Annotated in this window: 20 protein-coding genes; 7 read left to right on the top strand and 13 right to left on the bottom strand. The window is 33.8% G+C overall.

Annotation, left to right across the window (positions count from 1 at the left end; all coding sequences use genetic code 11):
- Positions 1-2: 2 nt before the first annotated feature.
- The gene (locus tag BM246_RS12780) at positions 3-353 is read right to left on the bottom strand and encodes a transmembrane 220 family protein (RefSeq protein ID WP_074938381.1); all 351 of its coding nucleotides are present in this window, start codon (positions 351-353) and stop codon (positions 3-5) included.
- A gap of 188 nt (positions 354-541) precedes the next feature.
- Between BM246_RS12780 and BM246_RS12775 the strand changes: the two genes are divergently transcribed.
- On the top strand, positions 542-1159 hold the full coding sequence (locus BM246_RS12775) for a LysE family translocator (RefSeq protein WP_042500127.1): 618 nt from the start codon (positions 542-544) through the stop codon (positions 1157-1159).
- Positions 1160-1327: 168 nt separating this feature from the next.
- Here the strand turns inward: BM246_RS12775 and lpxD are convergent, their stop codons facing one another.
- The gene (gene lpxD / locus BM246_RS12770; protein ID WP_074938379.1) at positions 1328-2323 is read right to left on the bottom strand and encodes a UDP-3-O-(3-hydroxymyristoyl)glucosamine N-acyltransferase; all 996 of its coding nucleotides are present in this window, start codon (positions 2321-2323) and stop codon (positions 1328-1330) included.
- Positions 2324-2486: 163 nt separating this feature from the next.
- Positions 2487-3659, bottom strand: a complete 1173-nt coding sequence (locus BM246_RS12765) for an LETM1-related biofilm-associated protein (protein ID WP_042506547.1) — start codon at positions 3657-3659, stop codon at positions 2487-2489.
- Positions 3660-3814: 155 nt separating this feature from the next.
- Here BM246_RS12765 and BM246_RS20190 point away from each other — a divergent pair, with 155 nt between their 5' ends.
- The 4 genes from BM246_RS20190 to BM246_RS12745 all read left to right on the top strand — a co-directional run bounded on the left by BM246_RS20190 (position 3815) and on the right by BM246_RS12745 (position 8681).
- On the top strand, positions 3815-4468 hold the full coding sequence (locus BM246_RS20190) for a DUF4331 family protein (RefSeq protein WP_074938377.1): 654 nt from the start codon (positions 3815-3817) through the stop codon (positions 4466-4468).
- A gap of 26 nt (positions 4469-4494) precedes the next feature.
- Positions 4495-5052 carry a DUF4331 family protein gene (locus BM246_RS20185; protein WP_042500134.1) on the top strand — a complete coding sequence of 186 codons (558 nt, stop codon included), beginning with the start codon at positions 4495-4497 and terminating at the stop codon, positions 5050-5052.
- A gap of 92 nt (positions 5053-5144) precedes the next feature.
- Positions 5145-6437: a tetratricopeptide repeat protein gene (locus tag BM246_RS12750; RefSeq protein WP_074938437.1), complete on the top strand. Its 1293-nt coding sequence runs from the start codon at positions 5145-5147 to the stop codon at positions 6435-6437.
- A gap of 9 nt (positions 6438-6446) precedes the next feature.
- Positions 6447-8681, top strand: coding sequence for a TonB-dependent receptor (locus tag BM246_RS12745; RefSeq protein ID WP_074938435.1), 2235 nt, complete (start codon positions 6447-6449; stop codon positions 8679-8681).
- 288 nt (positions 8682-8969) lie between these two features.
- On the opposite strand, the gene BM246_RS12740 is transcribed toward BM246_RS12745, so the two are convergent.
- From BM246_RS12740 to BM246_RS12730, 3 genes are read right to left on the bottom strand one after another with little or no spacing between them, the layout of a single operon-like run.
- On the bottom strand, positions 8970-9767 hold the full coding sequence (locus tag BM246_RS12740) for an anti-sigma factor (RefSeq protein WP_074938375.1): 798 nt from the start codon (positions 9765-9767) through the stop codon (positions 8970-8972).
- A 41-nt stretch (positions 9768-9808) separates the two neighbouring features.
- Positions 9809-10339, bottom strand: a complete 531-nt coding sequence (locus BM246_RS12735; protein WP_042506540.1) for an RNA polymerase sigma factor — start codon at positions 10337-10339, stop codon at positions 9809-9811.
- Between the two features lie 39 nt (positions 10340-10378).
- Positions 10379-11008 carry a YceI family protein gene (locus BM246_RS12730; RefSeq protein ID WP_042506538.1) on the bottom strand — a complete coding sequence of 210 codons (630 nt, stop codon included), beginning with the start codon at positions 11006-11008 and terminating at the stop codon, positions 10379-10381.
- 125 nt (positions 11009-11133) lie between these two features.
- Here BM246_RS12730 and hemN point away from each other — a divergent pair, with 125 nt between their 5' ends.
- Both hemN and BM246_RS12720 read left to right on the top strand, forming a co-directional pair.
- Positions 11134-12498, top strand: coding sequence for an oxygen-independent coproporphyrinogen III oxidase (gene hemN / locus BM246_RS12725; RefSeq protein WP_074938373.1), 1365 nt, complete (start codon positions 11134-11136; stop codon positions 12496-12498).
- A 79-nt stretch (positions 12499-12577) separates the two neighbouring features.
- A complete protein-coding gene (locus tag BM246_RS12720) occupies positions 12578-13411 on the top strand; it encodes a universal stress protein (protein ID WP_042500141.1) in 834 nt (277 codons plus the stop codon).
- 105 nt (positions 13412-13516) lie between these two features.
- On the opposite strand, the gene BM246_RS12715 is transcribed toward BM246_RS12720, so the two are convergent.
- The 7 genes from BM246_RS12715 to ccoS form a co-directional block, all read right to left on the bottom strand.
- Complete coding sequence (locus BM246_RS12715; protein WP_074938371.1) at positions 13517-14221, bottom strand: sulfite exporter TauE/SafE family protein; 705 nt, start codon at positions 14219-14221, stop codon at positions 13517-13519.
- Position 14222: 1 nt separating this feature from the next.
- Positions 14223-14672, bottom strand: coding sequence for a FixH family protein (locus BM246_RS12710; protein WP_074938369.1), 450 nt, complete (start codon positions 14670-14672; stop codon positions 14223-14225).
- 188 nt (positions 14673-14860) lie between these two features.
- The gene (gene ccoG / locus BM246_RS12705) at positions 14861-16285 is read right to left on the bottom strand and encodes a cytochrome c oxidase accessory protein CcoG (RefSeq protein ID WP_074938367.1); all 1425 of its coding nucleotides are present in this window, start codon (positions 16283-16285) and stop codon (positions 14861-14863) included.
- A 73-nt stretch (positions 16286-16358) separates the two neighbouring features.
- Positions 16359-17258, bottom strand: coding sequence for a cbb3-type cytochrome c oxidase N-terminal domain-containing protein (locus BM246_RS12700; protein WP_042500150.1), 900 nt, complete (start codon positions 17256-17258; stop codon positions 16359-16361).
- Entirely contained in the window at positions 17255-17440 is a 186-nt protein-coding gene (locus BM246_RS12695; protein WP_042500153.1) for a cytochrome c oxidase subunit IV, read from the bottom strand. The genes BM246_RS12700 and BM246_RS12695 overlap by 4 nt, the downstream gene beginning before the upstream one ends.
- Positions 17441-17464: 24 nt before the next feature.
- Positions 17465-19657 carry a cytochrome-c oxidase, cbb3-type subunit I gene (ccoN, locus tag BM246_RS12690; protein ID WP_074938365.1) on the bottom strand — a complete coding sequence of 731 codons (2193 nt, stop codon included), beginning with the start codon at positions 19655-19657 and terminating at the stop codon, positions 17465-17467.
- An 11-nt stretch (positions 19658-19668) separates the two neighbouring features.
- Positions 19669-19854, bottom strand: a complete 186-nt coding sequence (gene ccoS, locus BM246_RS12685) for a cbb3-type cytochrome oxidase assembly protein CcoS (RefSeq protein ID WP_042500155.1) — start codon at positions 19852-19854, stop codon at positions 19669-19671.
- Positions 19855-19932: the final 78 nt, after the last annotated feature.

Here is a 19932-nt window from a genome sequence, read left to right as displayed (position 1 = left end):
TTCTATTTCTTCTCTAAAAAAGAAAAACCACCAAACAAAAACATAACAATTGCCATTAGCAATAACCCGTAAGCTTCTCGTGCTTCTTCTACATTTTTTATATCTCCTTTACCTATTTCAAAACCTTCAAAAGTTTCTGGGTAGGCTGATAAAAAACCGATTAAGAATAAAGTGCCAAGAACAAGTAGAACCATTTTAGGTGTTTTGTTAGCGGCATAACCGAAACTAGCAATAGAAGCAATGGAATAAATAATAATCCATAATATAGGGTCTGGGTCGTTGTATTGCACAATAGCTCCAAAAATGAATAAAACACCAAATATAATACCGAGTACTTTTAATACTATTTTCATAATACGTGTAATGTCGTTTTTGCTTATTCTAAAATAGACCCCTAGGTTAAAGAAGGCTAAGTTACTATATTTTTAAACTTTCCATTTGATTAAAAAAGGCTTAGTTGAATCGTTTCGGGTTAATTTAAAGATTAAACGTAGTAACATATTGATGGATTAAGCCGTTTATTTGTGGCTAGATATAAATTATGACTTTTTTAACCTGCTTACTTTTTGGATTTCTTATTGCTGCTTCCGGTAGTATTGTACCTAGTTTTTTAAATCTTACAGTTGTTAAGTTTAGTTTGAAAAGTGGACGGAAATCTGCTTTTTATCTCATTGGTGGTTTTGCTACGGTATTGTTTTTTCAAGCTAATATAGGCGCATATCTTTCAAGCGTTTTAATGGCGAATTCAGAATATATAACCCTGATACAAAAAGTTGGTACAGGTATTCTTATCTTGCTATCTGCAAACTTTTTTAGGTTATATTTTACTTCAAAAAAGCAAATTAAAAAACAAGAAATCGATAAGTCTAAAGCTTACTTACACGGTATTGGTATGTCTTTATTAAATACTTTTGCCATTCCGTTTTACTTCACGTCTATTTCTTTGCTAATAGGTTTAGAGTATTTCGAATACTCACTTCTTAATAGTTTATATTTCTCTATAGGTTCTACGGCGGGCTCATTTACATTATACGCCGTGTATGCCACAGTAGCGAGCAGAATTGAACATAAACTTACTTTTATAGCAATTAGAATGGATTTTATTTTAGGCTGTTTAACAGGAGTTGTTGGAGTTGGGAACCTAATTTATTTATTGTAATTACCTATCAAATTAGTTTGTAGACAACATGAAATTAACAGAAGTAAATTATTCAAATCAGAATTAGATTTTCTATTTCGTTACTATCGATAATAAATTATATAAAACAAAAAGGTTCACTCCATTCAAAAATTTCAAATAAAGTAAACCTTTTGTATAAATAAAATTTTATTTCTTAACCAATCTACGCATAGCAACCCATTGTTTTAGCATATCTCGAGCGTCTTGCGCAGGATAACCTAAAACGGTTTGTCCGGCTTTTACATCGTTCATTACACCAGATCCAGCACCTACGGTTGCTCCCGAATCAATGTTGGTATGGTCTTTTATAGAAGCACTTCCGCCAATAATAACACCATCTCCAAGTGTAACCGAACCAGCGAGTCCGCTATGTCCAGCCATAATACAAGATCGTCCCATAACACTATTGTGAGCCACCTGTACTAGATTATCAATTTTACACCCGTCGCCAATAATGGTCGAGCTGAATTTGGCTCTATCTACACAAGAGTTTGCTCCAATTTCAACAAAATGACCAATAATTACATTTCCTATTTGTGGTATTTTAACTAAGCCTCTACCATCGTCACTTGGTCTGTATCCAAAACCATCGGCACCAATACTTACATTAGTATGGAAAATACAGTTACTACCAATAATACAACGTTCGCGAATTACGGTACCCGACCAAACTATGGTTTTATCACCAATAATGGTTTCGTCAAAAACACAAACATTAGGGTATAGTATAACTTCGTTACCCAATTCAACATCTTTACCAACGTAGCAATTGGCTCCAATTTTACATCCGTTACCAATTTTTGCAGTTTCGTGTATAACGGCTGTTGGGTGAATATCGGTATCGAATACGGGAGCGGGCTGATTAAAAAGTTCCAGTATTTTAGCCATTGCTAAATCGGCGTTTTTCACTTTAATAATAGCGCGATTATCTCCGGCTTCAATTTTTAAATTATCATTTACAACAGCAGCACATGCTTTTGAGTCGGCCCAAAACTTTACGTATTTAACGCTTCCAACGAAAGTGATATGGTTATTATTCGCGTTTTGTAATTGTTCAGGTCCATTAATTTTTTGCGTAGTATGGCCAATTAATTCGCCTTGTAATACGTCGTTAATTTCCTCAATTGTATATGATGTCTTCAAATTTTATGTGATTAGAATGTTAGTATTCGTAAATCTAATTGAAAAAAATAAAATAGTTCTAAAAGAACAGATGTTTTTCTGTGATAGACTAAGGAATTGGTCTAAAAATACTATTTAGCCTACGTAATTCAAAAAAAATATATACAAGAAGAAGGTAAATCTATTATTTCTTTATTCTATTTTCATCGAATGCAGAAGGTAATAATTTTGGAATAAATTTAATAACTAAGGGTAGTAAAATGGCTCCGCCTGGCAAAAGGAAAATCGCTAAGCTAGGTATAGATTTAAAAATATCTAATAATTGATCGGTTACTTTTTTCTGTTCTTCTTTAGTTAAATCTCTAACCGTAGATTGGGTAAGTAGAACCATAAGTTCCTTACTATCCTTTAGTTCTTGGTACAAGCGTTTACTATTTCTAGTAATAAGTTTGTAAACCATTTTACTAGAATTATCGTAAAAACTGTGTACAATATTTTTAGAGCTTAAAAGCGCAATGTTGCCTTTGTTGGCTGTGTAAAAGGTGTTTACACTTTGGATGGATTGTTGAATACGTTCACTATTCAATCTTAAATCTTGACCTAGTTTTACTAAAAATTGATATTCTTTCTCGTCTATAATAGCATCACTCCAAGAGGCCATGCAAGCAATGTCTAAAATATAGTAGGCTTCCTTAGAAGTTTTTACCATGGCAACGGCTGCTTTATAATCTATATGCGTGTCGTTTTGGTAGCGTAAAGATGATTCAAACAATTTAATTAAACTTTCATCATATTTGTTTTTAGAGGCTTTGGCATTCAAAACTTCTAAAGAAATAGAGGTAATGGCAGCTTCTAAATTTTTTAAATATTCAATTGAAATGGTTTCGTTTTTTAAATAACCTTGGTACGCCAATACATCTATATATAATAGCGCGTTAATAACAAAGTAGTTGAAGTTTTTTGTTAAAACATTAGCGTCTATTTGAACGCGTTTGTGAATTATTTTTTCGAGTTGCTCGCTCGATTTTTTACCACCTAATAAACCTTGGAAAAAAGAATTTTTAGATTTCTTTATAGTAGAATAAAACCCAATAACACTATCTACAAATTCGGCTTTAGAGTTCGATGTTTTGTGCGTGTATAAAAATGCTAGGCATAAATTGGTTTTACAAAGTTCTTCTTCCGTAAGGTCTTTATTTTCAAAAGTATGTTCTACAACTTCTAAATTACTTCCGTAGATAAACCCAGAATCGCGCAATGCTTCATAAAAAGATTCTTTGTCTATATTAAATAGCGCATCCTTTTTACTAACATCTGTAAGCAATTTATTTATCCAACCAGAAGCCGATGGGTTCATTCTTCTATCATTTTTAATAAGGCACAAAGATAAATTTTATATCCAATATTTAGGCGGTTTTTCGCTTTAACATAATTTTAACAAAACCGCTCTTGTTGTTTCTTCGTAGGTATGCGTGAATTCAAAAATTAACAGATTAACAAAAATTCAAAATCATGAAAAACTTAAAAAGAGTATTAGGAATTGGAGTAGTAGCTGCGGCTAGTGTCTTCATTTTAGCGGCAGATCATATCGATGCACCTGCTGTGCAAGGCGGAACAAGTGATATCACAGATTTTTATGCCTTTCAAGCTGAAAACACAAATAACTTGGTGTTTGTAGCCAACGTACAAGGTTTAATTAGCCCAAGCGCAACGGCCGATGCTGCATTTGATGAAAGTGTTTTAGTTGAAATTAATATTGATACCGATGGTGACAATATTGAAGACATGGTAATTCAAGCCATTCCGAGAGACGGAAAAATGTACTTTTTTGGACCCGTTGCACCATCGCAAACAGGACTTAATAGTACCATTGCAACTACAGCAACTAATACAGGTTGGGTAGATATTACAACATATGGTGAAGCTGCCGTAACAGAAACTAATGCAATGGGTATGACGTTTTTCGCTGGTCCACGTGACGATCCATTTTTTATGGATTTTGCACAATACTCTGCAATTATTGCTGGTACTGCCGATGGTTTTAACGATCCAGGAGCCGATACATTTGCAGGTAGTAATGTTATGTCTATAGTAGTAGAAGTGCCAAAAAGTATGATTGGTGGTTCGGGAACTATTAACACTTGGGTAGAATCTAAAAAGAAATAAAAAATAACTAATTAAAATTATTAAGTATGAAAACTATAAAAAATATAAGTGTCGCATTTGCATTATCATTTTTAGCATTTAATTGCTCATCGGACGATGATAACAATATTGTAGAAAATATGGAGCCTGATTTTTCGGGAACATTTATGCAACAAGATCAAATGGGAAGACCTGCAGTAAATACTGTATTTGTTTCTGGATCTAGTAAAGATGATTTCAATGTTACTATTCCTTCAGAACAAAATGCTGCATTCCAAAGTATGTTTCAAGCAAATTTAGAAGGGTTAAGTCCTGCTTTTGCTAACGCTGGCGATAAAAATGCATTACAACAAGATGCTGCAACCTTTACAGGTTTACTGGCAACCGATGTTTTAAATGTATCCTTAGACGGAACAACAACGTTTTACGACGGTACTAATGTTTTAACAGGTCGTAATTTAACCGATGATGTTATTACTGTAGAGTTATTATTAATTTTTGGTGGTGAAGATTTTACTGAAAACCCTCAATTTTCTAATGATAATGTAAGTGCTAATGATAAAGACTTTTTGCCTTCATTTCCTTACCTAGCTTCTCCTTGGTAGAAGCTTATTTAGAGGTTGTTTATTTATTTTTTTAAACAGCCTCTTTGTTTTTTCAACCTAAAAACGAATCACAAAAAAATCACACTAAAATCATGAAAATCACTCATCAACTGGCGTTTGTATTATTAGCAGCTTGTTTTGTAAGTTGTAATAATGCCGATAATAAAATTACCAACTCTAAAGATTATAATGTTTTTTTAGAAAACACAACTTATAAAGCATTAGCATTGGCTCAGGCCGATTTAAATTTTTGGAAACAAAAACTAGAAAAACAACCGAATCAATTTCCTTATTTATCAAAGGTATCTGCCTCACAATCTCAAATATTTGGAGTTACGGGTAATATTGAATCTCTTTTAGAGGCCGAAGAAAGTTTAATAAAAGCGAACGAGGCTGTAAACTATACTAGCACAGGCTATTTACGTGCTTTAGCAAGAAATTATATTTCGCAACACCGTTTTAAAGAAGCTTTAGGCTTACTTAAAAAAGCGGAAATTAATGGGGAACATTTAGAAAGTACTCAAAAAATGCTTTTCGATGTTAACCTAGAATTAGGAGACTTTGAAGCTGCGAAAAGTTATTTAGAAACTTTTAAAGATTTTGAAGATTTCGATTATATCATTCGTTTATCAAAATGGTCGGATGTTCGTGGCGATTTAGATGCTGCTATAAAATATATGGAACGTGCTAAAACCATGGCAGAATATACCAATATGCCATCTACAAAAAAATGGGTGTATACTAATTTAGCTGATTATTACGGGCACGCCGGAAAAATAGAAGCTGCTTATAAGCACTATTTAATGGCTTTAGAAATTGATCCGCAAGATGCTTATTCTAAAAAAGGAATTGCATGGATTGTGTATTCTCACGAGAAAAACCCTAAGGAAGCGTTACGCATTTTAGATTATGCTACCAGAACTCATTTATCTCCAGATTACTATTTGCTGAAGGCCGATATTGCTGAATATTTAGAAGATGCTGAACTGCAAAAAGAACAGTTAGAATTATACAAAAAAGCAGTAAGCAATTCGCAATATGGCGATATGTATAATAAATATAACGCGCTTTTATTTGCTGAAGATATTAATATGAAAAACAAAGCTTTAGAAATAGCGTTAACCGAAATTGAAAATCGCCCAACACCACAATCTTACGATTTGTTAGCTTGGTCTTATTTTAATTTAGGAGACACTAAAAAAGCATTAACAGTTATGGAAGATTTTGTTGTTGGAAAAACATCAGAACCTGATGTGCTCTACCATTTAGCGCGCATTTATAAGGTTAATGGAAAGTTAAAAAAAGCCGAAGAATTAAAAAAAGAATTGAATAATAGTATTTTTGAACTTGGTCCTTTAATGGCCAATGAAATTCGTAATATTTAAATGTTTTATATGAATTATAGAAAATATTTTTCTACAGTTTTAGTCTTGTTTTTAGTTAATTTAGGGTTTTCACAACGTTTAAAAGGTGTGATTATAGATGAAAATAATCAGCCTTTGGAAGCTGCTTATGTTTATAACTTAAATTCTGAAACGCATGCGCACTCTTCTGCAAATGGTAGGTTTGTTTTAGATGAAAATAAAATAGGCGATTCCATTAAAATCGGACTTCTAGGTTATAAAAATCAGGTTTTAGTTTTAGAAGAAAAGGCTTTGACTTCGGGAATAACGATTACTTTACAAGAGAAAACATTTCAGTTAGAAGAATTACACTTAAATGAGCAATTAAATGCGTTGAGCACAATTTCTCGATTAGATTTAAGTATCGATCCCGTAAACTCTTCGCAAGAAGTATTACGAAAAGTACCTGGTTTAATTATTGGTCAACACGCTGGTGGCGGAAAAGCAGAACAACTTTTTTTAAGAGGTTTTGATATCGATCACGGAACCGATGTTGCCATTTCGGTAGATGGTATGCCAGTAAATATGGTGTCTCATGCACATGGGCAAGGGTATAGTGATTTACACTTTTTAATAGCCGAAACGGTTAACAAAATAGATTTTGGTAAAGGAAGTTATTATGCCAATAAAGGTGATTTTAACACGGCAGGTTATGTAGATTTTTCTACCAAAGATTATATAAAAGATAGTCAGGTTTCATTGTCTATTGGTCAGTTTAACTCTTTAAGAACTCTTGGGATGTTTGATTTGTTGGGCGATTCTAAAAATGAGAATGCTTATATGGCCATTGAGTATTTAGAAAATGATGGCCCGTTTGAGTCTCCTCAAAATTTTAATAGACTCAACCTATTTGGAAAGTACACCGTTATTTCTCCACAAAACAATAAATTAAGTTTAACGCTATCTCATTTTAAAAGTCGTTGGGATGCTTCTGGGCAAATACCACAGCGTGAAGTTGATAATGGAAATATTTCTAGATTTGGAGCTATCGATGATACTGAAGGTGGTAACACGCAACGTACCAATTTAAATATAGAATATAGTAAGTATATAAATGATGATACAAGGTTAAAAACCAATATGTTTTACACACATTCGGCATTCGAACTGTATTCTAATTTTACATTCTTTTTAGAAGATCCTGTAAATGGCGATCAAATAAAACAAACTGAAAATCGTGATATTTTTGGATTTAATAGTCGTTTAATTCATGATACTTATTTAGGGGAAACACCTGTAGTTTTAAGTGCAGGTGTAAGTTTAAGAAATGATGTTGCAAACGATACCGAGTTGTCTAAAACGTTAAATAGAAGTACAACATTAGAGCAAGTGCAGTTGGGTGATATAAACCAAACTAACGCGAGTATGTTTGTAAACGCAGAATTCGAGTTTGGAAAACTTGTTGTTGCTCCGGCTTTACGCTTAGAGCATTTTAAATTTATGTATAATGATAAGCTACAAACAAACTACACGGCTTTAGATGAAACCAAAACAGCGTTGTTGCCAAAGTTAAATTTCTTTTATAACGCAAAAGATAACTTACAGCTATACTTAAAATCGGGTATTGGTTTTCACTCTAATGATACACGCGTTGTTGTAACCAATGCTAGTGAAAATGTTTTGCCAAAAGCCTATGGCGTTGATTTTGGTAATATTTGGAAACCAACACCAAAATTAGTGGTTAATTCTGCTTTATGGTATTTGTTTTTAGAACAAGAGTTTGTGTATGTTGGCGATGCTGGTATTGTTGAGCCTAGCGGAAGAACAAGGCGCTATGGTGCCGATTTAGGTGTAAGATATCAATTAAACAATTGGTTGTTTTTAAATACCGATGCTACACTTACAAAAGCGCGTAGTATAGATGAAGCTTCTGGTGAAGATTATATTCCGTTGGCTCCAGATTTTACTTTAACAGGCGGACTTGCGGTTAACGATTTAAAAGGGTTTTCTGGAGGATTAAATTTTAGATATATTGATGATAGACCAGCAAACGAAGATAATAGTATTATTGCCGAAGGTTATTTTGTGAGCGATTTTAATGTGAATTATACTATCAATAATTTAACTTTTGGTTTCGCGATAGAGAATCTTTTTGATACCGAATGGAACGAAACACAATTTGCTACAACCTCACGCTTACAGAATGAAACCGCACCTATAGAAGAAATTCATTTTACACCAGGCACACCGTTTTCTAGTAAGTTTACGGTGAGTTATAGGTTTTAATTAAGGTACATTTTAAGAAGTGTAGTGATTTGAAAATATAAAGATTAAGCCAAGAATTTTGTGATTGATTTTGTTGGTTTTTTAGGTGAAAGCACTTGATTATAGAAATATAGTCAAGTGTTTTTTTATGCTTAATAATTAGGTTTTGGGAAACTATTTAAAGGTAGACAGGAGTGAGGTGAATAATAAATAAGCTAAACCGCAATAGACGTAAAGAATAGAGCGTTTCTGTACCTTTTCCTAGTCATAGAAAACACAAATAAGAAGATGAAATGTTTTTAAAATGAATTAACTAGCCGCAACACCAAGTGTGTATAAAAACTCCATAGTTGGGGTTTCGCTTCCGCCAGCAGGCTCTAAGGTTATACCAAAAGCTTCACTTTGATTGGCATTTGCAATCTCGAATATTTTGTTGGTATCCGTAGCAAAATCGTCAATAGTACCTAAGCTTGTAGGTGTTAAAGGGCTAAGTTTTAAAGACCAAACTTGATATACTTTACCTTCTGGAGGTTCTGGTAATCCTTGCGCGTCTAGAAAAATACGTTGTTCTTTTTTATCCCAATATACCTTGGCGTAAGTGCTAGCAAAATTTCCTTGACCAGCAAGAGGTATTTTAGTAATGGCATCGTCTCGTAAAACGGAAACCAGAGTTTGTGCTTCTTCTAAACTGTTTTTAGAATTTGCAATTTGAGTTTCTAATAAGGCTTGTTTTACGTTGGCAACTTCTATATTAGATTGTAAAGTAGTGTTTTGGTTTACGGTCCATAATAGGCCAGCGGCCAAAACAACAGATGCTGCCCAACCGGTATAAGTAATCCAGTTGTATTTAGTAATCGATATAACTTTAGTATCGTTATTACCTTTAAAATTTAAAGTTTTTTTGATACTCGTTAATATATAGTTTTTGTTTTTTGGAGCTGTAGCTGCGGTAAGTTTAATAACGGCGGCTTCAATATTTAAAACTTCTTGTAAAATTTCGGGATGTTTTTGCATAAGTGCATAGATCTCCTCGTTTTCTTTATCAGAAAGCGAACCAGCTACGTATAGCTCTAAAATCCCAGACTCTATGTATGCGTTAATATCCATTTTAATTTTAACTAATGTTTAAAATATAGACTTAAAAGGTTTTAATTTAAAACCATATTTCTAAGCTCTTTTATACAATTTCTATTTCTTGTTTTAATTGTGCCAATAGGCATGTTTAATGTTTCGGAAGCTTCGGTTTGTGTGTAACCTTTAAAATAAAGAAGTTCTATAACTTCAATACATTTTTTTGCAAGTTTACCTACATAATTTTTTATACCTATGGCATCCGTGGTATTATCTAGATTATCACTAGTTTCAAGTATATCTACGAAAAAAGAGGCGTCAAGGTTTTGTTTGGTGTTCTTGAAACTTTTGGAGCGCGTTTTATCTATAGCCGCGTTTCTGGCGATATTTAAAATCCAGGTGAAGAAACGGCCTTTTTTACTAGAGTACGTATCCGATTTATGCCAAGCTTTTACAAAAACATCTTGCATTATTTCTTCAGCAATATCGTGGTTTCTAACAATATTAAAAATAACGCCATGCATACTTTCGCTATACATGGCGTACAAACTTTCAAAAGCCTTTTCGTCTTTTTGTTTAAATTTTTCGACTAGAATGTCTAAATCCATAAATGGTTTTAAAAGTTGAGTGCTATTTTTGGGTAACGTTTAGTTTTCGCGTAAAAAAGTATTCACTTCAATAGCGACATCGTCCCAAGTTTTACTAACACCATCTGAGCCTTTATGTAAATCGAAACATACTTTGTTTAACGATTCTAAGGCCCCTAATGCGTCCCATTCTTTTAAATCCATAACACCTGTCATTACTACACGGCGTTCTTCTGTAATTTTAACCTCTAGAGGTAAATCGCTAGTAACACCATTCATGGTAATCGCTGCAGAATAAGCACCATTGGCATATTTAATTGTACCGGTTAACAGCTCAGTGTCTAGCATAGCTCCAAAAAATGAAGTTTTAATTTTAGCATCACGTGTGTTTGTTGCATCGTTAGTAAATACACTGCTTACTGGGATAGAAAAGCTTAAGTTGTTTAGCGCTTCTTCTGGAGTTGCTCCAGTTTTTTCATCAAATCTTAAAACTTTAAATTCTCCACCAACAGGTTTTTTCTCTGTGGTTTTGTAAGCGGTCCATTTTACTGAAGTCGCTTCTGGCTTTACTACGTATTGTACAGCCGTTTCAGTTGTTACTGTTTCAGTTGTTGTGTTGTCTTTTTTTTCGTTTTTACAAGAGGCTAAACTTACAGCCATTGCTAAGAAAAGAATACTTATTTTTTTCATTTTGTTATGCTTTTTTTATTTAGTCGAAAGTTAAGCCAATAATAAATGACATGCAAGATTTGGTATGATATATATCATATTTTTAGAACCCTAATTCTTCTAATTTTGAACTATAATTATTAGGTATGAACACATCATTAGTAGATAAATATAATATTTCTGGTCCTCGATACACGAGTTATCCAACTGTTCCGTATTGGAATAATGAAACATTTTCGTTAAATAAATGGAAAGGATCATTAGTACAATCTTTTAAAGAAAGTAACTCTAAAGAAGGAATTAGTCTATATATACATCTACCTTTTTGCGAAAGTTTATGCACATTTTGTGGTTGTAATAAGCGTATTACAAAACAACACAGTGTAGAGTCACCATATATAAATGCGGTTTTAAAAGAGTGGGATTTGTATTTAGAATTGTTTGATGAAAAACCGATAATTAAGGAATTACATTTAGGCGGCGGAACACCAACTTTTTTTAGTCCGGAGCATTTAAAAATATTAATAAATGGTATTTTAAATAGATCGGTTTTAGCCGATAATTATGAGTTTAGTTTTGAAGGTCACCCAAATAATACAACACGCGAGCATTTGCAAGCACTTTTTGATGTTGGATTTAGACGCGTAAGTTATGGAGTGCAGGATTATAATGAAACGGTACAAAAAGCCATTCATCGTATTCAGCCCTTTGAAAATGTTAAACGTGCTACCGAGATGGCTAGAGAAGTGGGTTACACCTCTGTTGGTCACGATATTATTTTTGGTCTACCTTTTCAAACCATAGACCATGTAAAATCTACCATATTAAAAACAAAAGCATTATTGCCAGATCGATTGGCTTTTTATAGCTACGCACATGTGCCATGGATAAAAGGAAATGGACAACGCGGTTTTAATGATAACGATTTACCAGCGCCAGAACTAAAAAGAAAACAGTACGAGTTAGGTAAACAATTATTAGCAGAAGTAGGATATCACGAAATTGGGATGGATCATTTTGCATTAAAAACCGATAGCCTTTTTAAGTCTATGGAAAATGGTGATTTACACCGCAATTTTATGGGCTACACAGCCTCTAAAACACAAGCCATGATAGGTTTAGGTGTGTCTTCTATTAGTGATAGTTGGTACGGGTTTGCTCAAAACGTAAAAGGCCTAGAAAGCTATTACAATTTGTTGGAAGATAATATAATACCTGTTTATAGAGGTCATATTTTAAATGAAGAAGATTTGGTAATTAGGCAACACATTCTTAATTTAATGTGTCGTTTTAAAACCAGTTGGACCAATGATGCCCTTCGTTTTCCAGAATTGCCCGATGCTTTAATTAGGCTAAAAGAAATGGAGCAAGATGGCTTATTGAAAATAGAAACAGATAGTATTGCCGTTACCGATAAAGGACAACCATTTGTACGCAATATTTGTATGGCTTTCGATTTACTATTGCAACGTAAACAGCCCGATACACAACTGTTTTCTATGACGGTTTAAAAAACCGCTACCAAATTAATTTAATATTTAGTAAGCTGTAATGGCTCTGAGATTTATAACAACTTAAAACCCAAGTAACATGAAAAAAATTATTGTACCCGTCGATTTTTCAGAACATTCAGAATATGCTTTAAAAACAGCAGCAAAATTAGCAAAAAAACATGATGCTGAGGTGCTTGCATTGCATATGCTAGAAATGTCTACTGAAGCCCTTTCTGTCTCAGATGAACTTCTAGGACAAAAAGCAGTATTTTTTATGAAATTAGCTGAAAAGAAGTTTAACGATTTCTTAGATAAAGACTATTTAGAAGGTGTTAAAATCACTCCAATTATTAAGCATTTAAAAGTGTTTAGCGAGGTTAACGATGTTGCTAAGCAACACGATGCAGATATTATAATTATGGGCTCTCATGGCGCCAATGGCTTCGAAGAGATGTTTATAGGTTCTAATACAGAACGCGTTGTACGTAGTTCAGAAATACCTGTGCTTGTTGTTAAAAGCAATGTAGCCAATATTAATTTTGATGTGGTTGCATTGGCTTGCGATTTCTCGGAAGAGTCTATAGAATCATACCACCATACCATGGAAATGTTCCAGGATATTGCCTCTAAAATTTATTTAGTGCATGTTAATTTACCAAACGAAAAGTTTAGTAGCACAGCACAATTAGAGAAAATGGCCGTTAACTTTTTTACAAAAGCAGATAAGCATTTAAGAAGTTTAGAGAACGTTCGTTATGTAAGTGACTATACCGTAGATGATGGTATTGTAAATTTCTCTAATAAACACAATGTAGATTTAATTGTAATGCCAACCCATGGCAGAAAAGGTTTAGCGCGCTTTTTTAAAGGCAGCGTAGGTGAGGAAGTTGTAAACCATTCACCTATACCAGTATTAACATTGAAAATTTAATAGTAATTTTTTGTATTGTAATGGGGGTAATTTCGTCATTCTGGTTAAACTCAGGGTGGCGAAATTATATTTTATAGCTATACCTAAAAGAGAAAATAAAATAGCTTAAAGCTGGCAATCCATACTAGCCGAAACTGCATCCAAAACCGGTGCAGGAGAGAGGTAAGGGATCCCTAAGCCTAAACCACGAATAATAAATAGCACACCAATAATAACTACAAAAACAGGAATTGCTTTCTGTATTTTTTGGCGAGCGGCACCTTTTAAAAACTGCGAAAAATAAATAGCCGTTGTCATCAATGGTATGGTGCCCAAACCAAAAACAGCCATGTATAGTGCGCCATTTAGCGCATTGCCACTAGCAATAGCTGCAAAAACAGCCATGTAAACTAAGCCACAAGGTAAAAAGCCATTTAAAAAACCAATGGTTAAAAAAGTATCCATTGTTTTTTTCTTCATAGCAGATCCTAAAGCCGATTTAACTTTAGAAATTAACTTGTAAACCGGTTTAGAAAAGTTGTATTTGTTAAATGTTTTCTGCGGAATTAAAACCACTAGAATCATTAAAATTCCAATAAAAATAGAGAGTTGTTGCTGGAAACCAAATAAGTATAAGCTTTTGCCAATTAAGCCAAAAACGAGGCCGATAACGCTGTAAGCTAGTAGTTTTCCGAGGTGATAAACACCAATTTGTAATGCTTTTTTTAACGCATTATTTCGATCTACAGGCAGCATAAATGCAATGGGACCACACATGCCCACACAATGAAAACTACCTAAAAGGCCTAGTATAAATGCTGAGAAAAGCATGTTAATAAATTATAGATTCCTTAAATAAATAAGAATTTCCCTTATATTGCCAGTCAATTTTAATGTTCCAACGACCATCTACCAAACGTTTGTCAGGTATGAGCAAAGTAGAATCAGACAGTGAAACAATAGAAGTCTCAAAGTCTAGTTGTTTGTTAGATGGTCTATATAGGAACACTTTTCCTGTAATTTCTTTATAATCAAAACCCTTTGGGAATACCACTTTTAAGCCATCATTAGTGCGCAAGTAATTTACGTTTACCGTTAATTCTTTCGATTTTTCAAGCTTATTAATATCCTTTTGATACAATAATTCTGCACCATAATAATCTTCGGTAACCAATTCATTTTTAAACCTATTGTCCGCAAACATGGTTACAACAAAGTACATTATAAAAGCTATAAAGCCTATAAATGCAAGTACTACGCCAGTTCCCCAATTAAATTTCATCTCAATTATATTTTTTTTATTTCCGCGAAAGCGAAAAATGTAACATTATTAATTTTATATTTAGGGCATTACCCTACGGGTCGGGCTATCACTACTCGCTCCCTTCCTTTGGTCGGGGAGCTCAAACATGCCGTTCTATCCCTAATGCAACTACGTGCTAAATTCCTTTTTAGTTTTTAGCAATAGGTTTACTTAAAACTACGCGGCCCTAAAAAGTTGGCTGTAGTGGTTTCTATTAACTTATCACCAGAGTAAACTCCAATTTTAATTTTATTTCTATCGCCACTTAAAGCCGAATTATTTATTTCAACAAACAAAGTACCTTTCGATATTTCTTGCTTTGGCACTACAAAATGATCGTTTGTAGCAACCAATTTTAATTCCCCTTTATGCGACAGTAATTTAAAGCTTACGCTCTCAATATCTTTAGATGTTTTGTTTACCAGCTTATAGGTAAACACATTACTAATAATGTTGTTTTCCTTGTGTTCGTAAAGTTGACCTGGTAATCTTAAAATTGTCGCTTCTACATCGTTTCGTAAAAAAAGCATACCAACAAGCAAGCCGGTTAAAATGGCTAATACTGCTATGTAACCTTTAATTCTAGGTGTTAATTTAAAAGGTGTTTTCTTCTCTATATTTTCTTCGCTGGTATATCTAATTAAACCTTTTGGAAGACTAATGCTTTCCATAATATGATCGCACTCATCAATACAAGCTGTACAGTTCACGCACTCTAATTGTGTACCGTTTCTAATGTCTATACCTGTTGGGCAAACATTAACACATTGCATACAATCTATACAGTCACCATGGCCTAAAGCTTCGCGATCTTCAGTTTTTCTGAATTTTTTTCTACCATTTTCTGCCTCACCACGTTTATGGTCGTAAGCCACAACAATAGACTTGGTGTCTAAAAGTACACCTTGCAATCTACCGTAAGGGCAAGCAATAATACAAACCTGTTCTCTAAACCAAGCAAAAACAAAATAGAATACAGCTGTAAATATGGTAAGAGATATAAGGGTGCTTAAATGCTCTGTCGGACCATCAATAATGTAAGATATTAACTTGTCGCTTCCTATTAAATAAGCCAAAAATACATTGGCGATTATAAAAGAAATTAACACAAAAATTACTGTTTTTAATGTTTTCTTTCTAATTTTTTCGGCATTCCAAGGTTGTTTAGCTAAACGCATTTGTTTACCACGATCGCCTTCAATCCAATATTCAATACGTCTAAAAACCATTTCCATAAAAATGGTTTGCGGACAAATCCATCCACAGAAAATTCTTCCAAATACAACTGTAAAAAGGGCAACAAACACAACACCAATAATCATCGATATTACAAATAGATGAAAATCTTGTGGCCAAAACGGGAAACCAAAAATATTAAAACGCCTCTCTAAAATATTAAACATTAAAAATTGGTTGCCATTAATTTTAATAAATGGCGCCAATAATAAAAATGCTAATAGGGCATAGCTTACATATTTACGGTATTTGTAAAACTTGCCACTAGGTTTTTTAGGAAATACCCATGCACGTTTACCGTCTTTGGTAACCGTTCCAATGGAATCTCTAAATGTTTCGTTATCTGGCGTTTCCACAATGTTTGGTGTTAAATAGACCTGCTAGTTAGTTTTACTACCAGGTCTTGAATATATTAAGTTAGTTTTTTGCTTAATTTACTTCTGTAGCAGCATCACCTTCGGGAGTCCAAATATCGCCTTGTGGCTCTTTTGGGTTTGCAGGTGTTGTACCTTGAAGACTTAAAACGTAACTAGAAACCTGTGCAATTTGCGCTGGTTTAAGTTGTGCTTTCCAGGCAATCATACCTTTTCCAGAACGTCCACCTTCAGAAACTGTTTTAAATACGTGTTTAATATCGCCACCTAAAATCCAGTTTTTATCGGTTAAGTTTGGTCCAATTCCACCACCACCGTCAGCCATATGGCAAGCCACACAGTTGCTTTCGAAAATGGTTTTTCCTGCCTTTAGATCCGATGCTTCAGTTAATAGAGTTACCGTATTAAAATCGACTAAATCTTTTGCTGTTTTTTTGTATTCTTCAATAGCTATTCTTGCTTCTGCTAATTCAGTTTCTAATTCATCAATTTGATTATCTCCATTAAAAACTTCGTATTTCAACATGTAACCAATAGCAAAAATGATTGAAATATAAAAGGCGTATACCCACCATGGTGGTAAATTATTATCAAGTTCTTTTATACCATCGTAATTATGATCTAAAACAATTTCAGCTTCTTGTTCAATTGGTTTCTGACCTAATAATTTAATGTAGGTTTCTTTAACCCAAGTGAATTTATAGCCCAATTCTTTTTCAGCTAAAAAACGAGCTTTAGCTTCTTCATCTAATTTATGAAGCATAACATTTTCCAATGCTCCAATAACACCCTCAATAGCAATTAAAATTAGCAGCACTAAAATTAAAAATAATTGAACGGCAGTGTACTCCATAAAAGCAGGCTTTTCGCCAGAATCTACAAAGTATTCTGTTGCTGCGAAAATTATTAAAAAGGCTACGGGAATTCGTATCCAAGATGGAATTAGTTTTCTCATAATGTATCGTCGTTTTGAGTTTCTAAAGGCAGGTTGCTAACGTTTTGTATATAGTCTTTTTTCGCAGTAATTACCCACCAAAAAAGTAGTACAAAAAAAGTAAAGAATATCACTAACGAAATTATTGGATAAATCTCGATACCGTCAATACTCTCCATGTGGTATTTTACAAATTTCAACATGATTTTATATTGTTTTGGTGGTTATTATTTTTGTTCTGGTTTAACATGGATATCGGTGCCTAATCGCTGTAAATAAGCAATAAGTGCAACAATTTCTCTATTTTTCATTTCTATAAAAGGCTCTCCGTTTTCGGCTGCATATTTTTTATCAGCTTCATAAGTTTTAGCAAAATCAGGATCTTGATATAGGTTTTGTTCAATTTGCCCACCTTGCTCTAACATAGCTTGTTGTGCATTATCAATTTCTTCTTGCGTGTATGGTACGCCTAGAGTTACCATAGCTTCCATTTTTGTTTCGGTTAACGATTTATCTAGTTCACTACCTTCTCCAGTAATTAACCAAGGATATCTTGGCATAATAGAACCCGATGAGGTACTTTGCGGATCGTACATGTGGTTAAAGTGCCAGTTATCTGAATATTTAGCACCAATTCTATGTAAATCTGGTCCAGTACGTTTAGAACCCCAAAGGAATGGATGATCGTAAACAAATTCTCCCGCTTTAGAGTATTCTCCATAACGTTCAACCTCGTGTCTAAACGGACGAATCATTTGTGTATGGCAGCCTACACAACCTTCACGTATATAAATATCTCGACCTTCTAACTCCAGTGGTGTATATGGTTTTACTGTAGAAATAGTTGGTATATTAGATTTTACCATAATGGTTGGTACAATTTGAATAATACCTCCAATTAATATGGCAATAGTTGCTAAAATGGTTAGTTGTATTGGTTTACGTTCTAACCAAGTGTGCCATCCTTCGTTTGCAGTTCTACTTTTAGAAACACGTTCTAAAGCAGGTGCTTCGGCCAATTCATCTTGAACTTTGCTACCTTGTCTAATCGTCATGATTACGTTGTAAACTAAGATAAACATACCGATAATATATAAACTACCTCCAATAGCACGCATTAAGTACATTGGCATAATTTCGGTAACAGTTTCTAAGAAGTTACCATAAACTAAAGTTCCATCTGGATTAAATTGTTGCCACATAGAATACTGAGTAAAACCAGCAACATATAGTGGTAAAGCGTACATAATAATACCTAAAGTCCCTACCCAAAAGTGTAAGTTGGTTAAACCTGTAGAGTACATTTTTGTTTTAAATAATTTTGGTATTAAATAGTAGATAATACCAAAGGCCATAAACCCGTTCCAAGCTAATGCACCAACGTGTACGTGAGCAATAATCCAATCTGTAAAGTGTGCTACGGCATTTACACTTTTAAGTGAAAGCATTGGGCCTTCAAACGTAGCCATACCATAACCGGTAATGGCAACAACCATGAATTTTAAAACAGGATCGGTACGTACTTTATCCCAAGCACCACGAAGTGTTAATAATCCATTAATCATACCACCCCAAGACGGCATTAATAACATTACTGAGAATGCAACACCTAAATTTTGTGCCCATTCTGGTAAAGCCGTGTATAGTAAGTGGTGAGGTCCAGCCCAGATATAAATAAATATAAGAGACCAAAAGTGTACAATAGATAATCTATATGAGTATACAGGTCTGTTGGCTGCTTTAGGAACAAAATAATACATAAGTCCTAAAAACGGTGTTGTTAAAAAGAAAGCAACCGCATTATGGCCGTACCACCATTGTACTAGGGCATCTTGAACACCCGCGTAAACCGAGTAACTTTTCATTGCGCTTACAGGAAGCTCTAAGCTATTAAAGATATGCAGTACAGCAACAGTTACAAACGTGGCTAAGTAAAACCAAATAGCTACATATAAGTGACGTTGTCTACGTTTTAAAATAGTCCAAATCATGTTAATACCAAAAACAACCCAAATAACTGCAATAGCAATATCTATAGGCCATTCTAATTCGGCATACTCTTTAGAAGATGTATAACCTAATGGTAATGAAATAGCTGCTGCAACAATAATAAGTTGCCAACCCCAAAAGTTAATGTTACTTAACAGGTCGCTTGCCATTCTCGCTTTTAATAAACGCTGTAGCGAGTAATAAATACCAGCAAACATGGCGTTACCAACAAAAGCAAAAATTACAGCATTGGTGTGTAATGGTCTTAAGCGTCCAAAACTTAACCATGCAATTCCATCGGTTAAGTTGGGGAACAAAAACATAAAAGCAAGTAGTAAACCTACCGACATACCCACAACACCAAAAACGATGGTGGCGTAAATAAATTTTGTAACGATTTTATTATCGTACTTAAACTGTTGCATTTCCATAAATTAAAATGTTAATCGTTTTTAGTTAAAATTGTTTTTTCGGTTTTTTCTTTAACCAATTCGTCTTCAAAAAGCATACGAACCGAAGGCGTATAGCTATCATCAAACTGCCCATTACGAACAGCTATAATAAACGCCACAAAGAAGCCAATAGCAACAATAATGCTAATAGTTAATAAAATATATATAACACTCATACCTAATTGAAGTTATGCATCAAAAGTACTTTGATAGCGATAGTTAAAACATGACATTTGTCATGTTTAGTAAAATTT

Source organism: Algibacter lectus, assembly GCF_900112395.1.
GTDB classification, from domain to species: Bacteria; Bacteroidota; Bacteroidia; order Flavobacteriales; family Flavobacteriaceae; genus Algibacter; species Algibacter lectus.
This window is presented reverse-complemented; position numbering and strand designations above follow the sequence as displayed.